Genomic DNA, 7,250 nt, shown 5'->3' on the forward strand with positions numbered 1-7,250 from the left:
CGTTGGGCCCGCCCTCTGTTTTCTTGTTATGGTCAGGCTGGCCCTCCCGGCTCGCCTGCGACTCTCTCTATGACGCCATCATCTTCAGACGATGGGCGTGCCCGGCGCCATGGGCACGCGAGGCTGCAGCAGCACGCTCTGGCTCTCGTCCGGCGTCTCGGCACACAGCAACATGCACTCGGAGCGCTCGCCGCGCATCCTGGTGGGTTTGAGGTTGGTCAGCACCACCACCTGGCTGCCCAGCAGCTCCGCCTCGCTGTAGTGGGGCACCAGGCTGGTGACCGTCTGCAGTGGCCGCTCGCCTCCCACGTCGATCTGGACTATGTAGAGCTTGTCGGCCCCGGGGTGGCGCACCACCTCCAGCACCCTGCCCACCCTCATCTCAACCCGCTTGAATTCGGCAAACTCGATCTGCTCGCTCATTCCACTCTCCTCGTTCTCTGTTGTGCAACCGGTAACGGGTGGCCGCGGCCACCCGGTTTGATCTGGGGTAAAAAGGGCACTCATGACACCTGGACGGGGACCTGAGCGGCAGGCTGCGCCTCTATCGCGCGGGCCTCGGCACTCAGGGAGGCCTCATATCTGTTGTATTTCCACCAGGCGAAGCCGAGGAAGATCACTATCCCCCCGACGTTGTAGAAGATGATGGTCATGATGTCGGCGCCGGTCGGGAAGGTGGAGGCCAGGAAGCCCACCGAGAAGATGGCGATCAGCACAGAGACCACGGCGATCCCCGTGGTGCGCGAGCCCATCCTGAACTCCCGCGGCAGGTGATCCAGCTTCAGGCGCAGATTCAGGTAGGCCAGCATGATGCACAGGGGTGGCAGCATGGAGGCGGCGGCGGTCATGTTGATGACGGTATTCATCAGATCCTGGGCGGTATTGGAGCCCAGGGTCGGTATCACCATCAGGGGCAGCACGATCAGGTACTGGATCCAGGCCGCGCGGGCGGGCACTCCATTTTCGTTCAGCTCCACCGTCTTCTTGCCGAAGATACCCGCCGGGATCTCGGAGAAGAAGATCTTCACCGGGGTGGCGGTCCACATCAGCAGGGAACCGAACATGGCGGTGAAGGAGACCAGGCCCACGAAGCGGTTCATCAGGATCTCCGGCAAACCGAAATGGGCCGCCAGCCCTTCGAACACCTGCACGGAACCGCCGGTGAACTTCAGGGTGTCGCTGGGGGCAAACACGTTGATCAGCAGGGAGGCGACGGAGTAGAGCACGCCGATGAAGAGGCCGGCGACGATGATCACCTTCACGAAGGACTTGGATCCGCCCTTGACGTCATTCACGTAGACGGCCACCGATTCCGCGCCGCCGGCCGCCATAAAGATCCAGGTGGTGATCCCCAAGAAGGCCCAGCTGAAGTCGGGGATCATCGCCTCCACCGTGATGGGATCCGCCGGCTGCACGCCCCCCACCAGGGCCGCGCCCGCCAGCAGTATGTAGGAGAGGGTCAGCAGCAGCATCAGGGAGGAGGTCACCGAGGTGATGGGACCCAGCATCTTGGCGCCGTTGGTGGAGACATAAGTAGCGAAGGCGAACAGCACCATGCTCAAGGCCGTGGTGGCGAGCGGGGTGAGTATGTATTCATAGCCGAGGAAGGCATAGGAGGCGTAGGCGATGACCCGCGGCAGCAGGGAGGTGAAGAAGAACAGGTTCACGAACCAGTAGGTGTAGGCGGAGATGAAGGCCCAGCGGCCGCCGAGGGAGCTTTTTACCCAGGCATAGACCCCCGCCTCGGAGTTCTTATTCAGTGACACGAACTCCGCAATGATGAGGCAGAACGGAATGAAGTAAAAAATGGTGGCCAGGAAGAACATGGGGGCCGAGGCCAGGCCGATCTCGATATTGTTGTTGATGACGTTGTTGAAGCTGAATACGGCGGCAAAGGTGAGCGACAGCAATCCAAACCTGCCTATCGTGTTGCGTTTGGTATCAGACATTTCCATCTCCAGACCTGTATGTATTGTCGGCGCAAGGGCGAGGCATTGGCTGTAGGGTGAGCCTCGCCCTTGCGGCTTTTGTCAGTACGAAAGCGGCAGCGGATTATTTGTTTTTGAAGTAGCCGCCTTCCACCGTGACCTTGATGATCAGCTTGCGCACCGCGCCATCCCCGACGAAGCGATAAGCCTCGTGGTTCTCGAAGATCACCAGCTGACCCTTGCCGATCTGCTGGCGCTCTCGCACCTCGCCGGCCAGCCACTCGCGGTCCGTGGTGTCGTCATAGGCCGAGTCAGTTTGCAGGTCACGCTTGTCGGCCCATTCCACCGTCTCTGACCCCTCCAGGTAGTAGTGGATGTCAAAGTAGCGGCGTTGCCCCTCGAACAGGGCGCCAGCCGGGCTGGCCCCCTCCTGCAGCCGATAGGTGAGGGAGTCACCGATGGAGTGACAGATGCCGGGCTTGAGGTTTGGCAGGTTGTCGATGGCCTCCACGCAGCGGCCCCACTTCTTGCCCTCCCGGTAGATGTTCTTGAACAGGGTCAGGTTATCCAGGGTGATCATGCGAGGTTCCTCCCGCCGTTGATGCTGAGGTCGAGCCCGGCCAGGGCGGCCGGATTGAGGTTGCCGCGGGCGATGGGCAGCAGGGTCAGGCCGAAGCAGAAGGGCTCGAAACGTACCCGCCAGGAGTCCAGCACCTCGGAGCCCCAGGAGTTGGAGCCGAGCCCCAGCACCTGGTGATCCAGATTCAGGGTCAGATAGCCGCAAGGTTCCAGCTCGTTGATGTGCTGGGCGGCGTGGATATGCTCCCAGCTATAGGGCCAGACACTCAGGTTGATGGGGGCATCGGGCCGCACATAGAGACCCTCGCCGTGGCGGTCGGTCAGGGTCGCCCAGCGCACCTGCTGGCGGTTGCCGTTGTCCTGTGGGAAGGGGTAGTGTTCCCACATCTCGGCGACCGTGCTCTGGAAGCTGTCGATCCAGTTGCTCTGGCGGCTGTCCTGATAGTTCTCGCCCGGTCCCATGCCAAGGTAGTGCACCCGATCGAGATCCTGGCGGATACCCAGTTCGAAACCGATCTTGGGGATGATGTCGTCATAGCCGCCGTAGGGCTGGCCACACAACTGGACGTGCAACTGACCGTTCGGGCTCAGGGTGTAGACGTAGCAGCAGCGCATGCCGAAATCGAACACGGGGGGAGCAATCAGGCTCTCCACCGTCACCTCGACCGCCTCACCCAGCTGACGCCAGCTCAGGCTGCGGAAGTGCTCCTGCATGATCTGCAGGTGGTTCGGATGCCAGAGGCTCTCGTACTCCTGCTTGTGGTTGTCGATCATCGGCTTGAAGAAGTTGAGGCGCGGCGAGCGCTCGATCAGCTCCTTGCCATCCTGCTGCCAGCTCACCAGCTTGCCGTCGAGGCGGGAGAAGCGCAGGGCGAAGCCGTTGCCGGTCAGGGTCAGGGTGAGCCGCTCATCGGCAATCTGCAGCGCGGTGGCGTTGGGACTGGCGAAGGGCCGCAGTTGGCGAGTCGATGCCTTGAGCTGGAACTGATACTGGCCGAGCTCGTGATCAGCCGGACTATAGGAGGTGGCGCTGGCCTTGATGACCCGGATCTGGACGAAGGTTTCCCGCTCATCCAGGCTCGGCAGCGCCAGCTGCAGCGGCGCAATGGCACCGGGGGCCATGCCCTCCAGCCGGATCTGCTGGCTGGCCAGCAGCTCTCCCTCCGCCTTCACCTCGATCAGCAGGCGAACGTCATCCAGGGTCGAGAACCAGAAACGGTTCTCCACTTCCAGCTTGCCGCTGGCCGTATCAATAGCGCGGATCTTGACCGGGCAGATCACCTGCTTGTATTCGCGCAGGCCGGGCCCCGGGGTCTGATCCGGGTAGATGAGGCCATCCATGCAGAAGTTGTAGTTGTTGGGGTAGTCGCCGTAGTCGCCGCCGTACTTGTAGACGGGGCGGCCCTGCTCGTCCTCTTCCAGGATGCCGTGATCGCACCACTCCCAGATGTAGTGACCCTGGATGTGGGGATGGCGGTCGAACACCTGCTGATATTCGCTGAGACCTCCCGGGCCGTTGCCCATGGCGTGGGCGTATTCGCAGAGGATGCGTGGCTTGTCCATGGGGTACTCGCCGAAGCAGTTCATCTGGGAGACCCGGGAGTACATGGTGCTGACCACGTCCACCACCTCGGCGTCGCGATCCTCCTCGTAGTGCACCAGTCGGGTTGGATCGATCTGCTTGCAGCGGCGATACATGGCCCTGATGTTGCAGCCGTAGCCGGACTCGTTGCCGAGAGACCAGATGATGATGGAGGGGTGATTCTTCTGGGCGTGGACGTGGCGTTCGATGCGATCGACGAACACCGGCTCCCAGCTGGGATCGTCCGTGATGCGGCTGAGATCGCCGACGTTGGCGAAGCCGTGGGTCTCCACGTCCGTCTCCGCCATCACGAACAGGCCGTACTGGTCGCACAGCTCGTAGAAGCGCGGGTCGTTCGGGTAGTGGGCGGTGCGCACCGAGTTGAGGTTGTGCTGCTTCATCAGCACCAGGTCCCGCTCCACACGATCCATGCCGACGGCGCGCCCCTTCAGGTGATCGTTGTCGTGACGATTCACCCCGTGCAGCTTGAGATACTGGCCGTTGACATAGAAGAGGCCACCTTTGACTTTGATCTCGCGCACCCCGACCCGCTGCGGGATCACCTCCAGCAACTCCCCCTTGTCGTCATGGAGGGAGAGCATCAGCTGATAGAGATAGGGGTCTTCGGCACTCCACAGGCGCGGGTTCGCCAGATCCAAACTGAAGCCACAGGTCAGCTCGCCGTCGATGGCGAGGTTATCGAGCGAACCGCTGGCTATCTCGTTGCCCTGATCCAGCAGCGACCAGACCAGACGATGATCCCGGGCCAATTTCCCCAGATTCTCCAGCCGGATATCGCAGCTCAGGGTGGCGCTGTCGTCGGCCAGGGCGGTCTGGATGAAGAAATCCTGCACATGGACGGGGGTCTTGCCCACCAGGTAGACGTCGCGGAAGATCCCCGCCATCCACCACATGTCCTGATCCTCGATGTAGGTGGAATCCGCCCACTGCATCACCCGTACCGACAGCAGGTTCTCGCCGACCTGGGCATGGGCGCTGATGTCGAACTCGGCGGTGAGGCGGCTCCCCTTGCTGAAGCCAACATAGTGGCCATTCACATAGACCTCGAAGTAGGTCTCCACCCCGTCGAACTTGATGATCACCTGCTCCCCGTCCCAGGCAGGGCTCAAGGTGAAGCTGCGCTGATAGGCGCCGGTCGGGTTGTTGCTCGGCACGAAGGGCACGTCTATGGGGAAGGGAAAGCCTTCGTCCGTGTATTGCAGCTTGCCGTGGCCTTCCATCTGCCACATGTTGGGGACTGTGATCCGGCCCCAATCACTCATGGGGCTGTGATAGAAGGCCTCGGGCACCGCCAGGGGGTGCTCGAAGTAGTGGAACTGCCACTGCCCGCTCAGGGAGAGGAAGCGGCGGCTCAGCTCCCGCTGCAGGGTGGCCGCGCTGGCCTCGTCGGCATAAGAGAAGAAGTAGGCACGGGGTGCCAGCCGGTTTTCACCGACGAGTTGAACGTTTTCCCAGTTATTCACATGTCCTCCCGGAACAAGACATCTTAGACTGGGTAAACCATAGATAAATATTTACTAAATATCAGCTCGTCATTGGTAAAGTTTTAACCTGATCACAGCCTATCGCTCGATCTGTGAGCGGGATCAGAAGCGCGAGATAAAAGCGGGCTGGGCCTGTCTGGATGGCATGGATGTTGACGCTTAGGGATAAAAAGCAACAATACAGTTTAATAACAGTATGTTACTGACAAACATGAAGGGAGAGAGATTCAAGAAAGGAGAGAGGATAGACCATGCCCTGCAGAGAGGGCATGGTTAAGAGATAGGGGTGTTTACTAAATTTATCGTGTCGTGCCACGCAGGGTCAGCCGACTGGGCACCAGCACCCGCAGAGGCACCTCCCGCTCGTCCCTCAGCCGTTCGACTAGGAGATTGACCCCCTGGGAGCCCATCAGTTCGGAGTGGATACGCACCGTGGAGAGGGGTGGGAAGGTGAACTTGGCGGTCGGGATATCGTTCACACTGATGAGCTCGAGCTGCTGGGGAATCGCCAGCCCCTTCTCGTGAATGGCCCTCAGCACGCCGATGGCAATGGAGTCGGAGGCGACGAAGAGCGCAGCCGGCCAGTCACCCGCCAGCATCTCCTTCGCCAGCCGATAGCCGGAAGCGCTGGAGAAATCACCGCGATAGAGATCCCCCTGCCGTACCACCCCGAGGCGCTGGCCGTAGTCGAGGAAGGCGAGCTCCCGCAGATCCGGCAGCTCGTCCTGGCCGCCGATGTAGCCGATGCGGTCATGGCCACGGGAGATGAAGAAATCCACCACCTGCTGGCTGATGAGGGCGAGATCCACGTCCACCGAGTCATACTCCCCCTCGGAGCGGCAGTCGATGAACACCAGCTGGGCACTGAGGGAGTGGAGCGCAGCCAGGCGCTCGGGGGGCAGGTGACCTATCACCAGGATACCATCGACACTTGCTAGATCCCGCCCCTCGGCGCCGTTGTAGAAGTGGGTCAGCTCGATGTTCAGGCGGGCGCACTGGGTCTCTATGCCATAGCGGATGGCGAGATAGTAGGGGTCGTTGACCTCGGTGCTCTGGGGATAGGCATAGACCGCCAGGAAGTGCAGCTTGTTCTTGTGCAGCCCCTTGCGGGCGCTGCTGGTCTTGTACTCCAGCCGCTCGGCGATCTCGAAGATCTTCTGCTTGGTCTCTTCCTTGACGCTCAGCGTCGGATCCTCATTGAGCACCCTGGACACTGTGGCCTGGGATACCCCGGCCTCCTGCGCAATTTCCTTCAACGTGGCCATGCATACTCCTCTGGCGATAACCCCGGCCCATGCCTCCAGAGTAACGGGCAAGCCGCTGACAGCCCAGCATTTTTACTAAAACAATCCGTGATAAATGGCAAAATTCCAAAGCAAAAAGGCCTCCCGAATGGGAGGCCTCTTCTGAATGGGTGCCTGACAGTGTCCTACTCTCGCATGGCGAATGCCACACTACCATCGGCGCTACCGCGTTTCACTTCTGAGTTCGGCATGGGATCAGGTGGTTCCACGGCGCTATTGCCGTCAGGCAAAATCTGTTACTACTTGAAAATGGTGCTGATACCCAGAATCGAACTGGGGACCTCATCCTTACCAAGGATGCGCTCTACCGACTGAGCCATATCAGCACACTAACCGGTAAAGACCACGCTCA

5 protein-coding genes, 1 tRNA gene and 1 rRNA gene are annotated in these 7,250 nt (G+C 60.8%); all 7 read right to left on the reverse strand.

The genetic code is table 11. The features are described 5' to 3' along the window. Positions 1-84 precede the first annotated feature (84 nt). Positions 85-423 carry a tRNA-binding protein gene (locus ACRCYW_RS13475; RefSeq protein WP_438550592.1) on the reverse strand — a complete coding sequence of 113 codons (339 nt, stop codon included), beginning with the start codon at positions 421-423 and terminating at the stop codon, positions 85-87. A gap of 80 nt (positions 424-503) precedes the next feature. Then, positions 504-1,949 carry an amino acid permease gene (locus ACRCYW_RS13480; protein WP_438550593.1) on the reverse strand — a complete coding sequence of 482 codons (1,446 nt, stop codon included), beginning with the start codon at positions 1,947-1,949 and terminating at the stop codon, positions 504-506. A 103-nt stretch (positions 1,950-2,052) separates the two neighbouring features. Beyond that, entirely contained in the window at positions 2,053-2,508 is a 456-nt protein-coding gene (locus tag ACRCYW_RS13485) for a beta-galactosidase subunit beta (protein WP_438550594.1), read from the reverse strand. Further along, positions 2,505-5,573, reverse strand: a complete 3,069-nt coding sequence (ebgA, locus tag ACRCYW_RS13490) for a beta-galactosidase subunit alpha (RefSeq protein WP_438550595.1) — start codon at positions 5,571-5,573, stop codon at positions 2,505-2,507. The genes ACRCYW_RS13485 and ebgA overlap by 4 nt, the downstream gene beginning before the upstream one ends. A 320-nt stretch (positions 5,574-5,893) precedes the next feature. Then, positions 5,894-6,859 carry a transcriptional regulator EbgR gene (ebgR, locus tag ACRCYW_RS13495; protein WP_438550596.1) on the reverse strand — a complete coding sequence of 322 codons (966 nt, stop codon included), beginning with the start codon at positions 6,857-6,859 and terminating at the stop codon, positions 5,894-5,896. A 151-nt stretch (positions 6,860-7,010) separates the two neighbouring features. After that, positions 7,011-7,125, reverse strand: a 5S ribosomal RNA gene (rrf, locus tag ACRCYW_RS13500). A gap of 23 nt (positions 7,126-7,148) precedes the next feature. After that, a tRNA-Thr gene (locus ACRCYW_RS13505) sits at positions 7,149-7,224 on the reverse strand. Between the last annotated feature and the right edge of the window lie 26 nt (positions 7,225-7,250).

It is taken from the genome of Aeromonas sp. (assembly GCF_051657805.1).
Lineage (GTDB): Bacteria > Pseudomonadota > Gammaproteobacteria > Enterobacterales > Aeromonadaceae > Aeromonas.

Excerpts from the sequence above, each read along its gene's own strand:
- ACRCYW_RS13475 (WP_438550592.1), bottom strand. The coding sequence starts at position 423 with ATGAGCGAGCAGATCGAGTTTGCCGAATTCAAGCGGGTTGAGATGAGG.
- ACRCYW_RS13480 (WP_438550593.1), bottom strand. The coding sequence starts at position 1,949 with ATGTCTGATACCAAACGCAACACGATAGGCAGGTTTGGATTGCTGTCG.
- ACRCYW_RS13485 (WP_438550594.1), bottom strand. The coding sequence starts at position 2,508 with ATGATCACCCTGGATAACCTGACCCTGTTCAAGAACATCTACCGGGAG.
- ebgR (WP_438550596.1), bottom strand. The coding sequence starts at position 6,859 with ATGGCCACGTTGAAGGAAATTGCGCAGGAGGCCGGGGTATCCCAGGCC.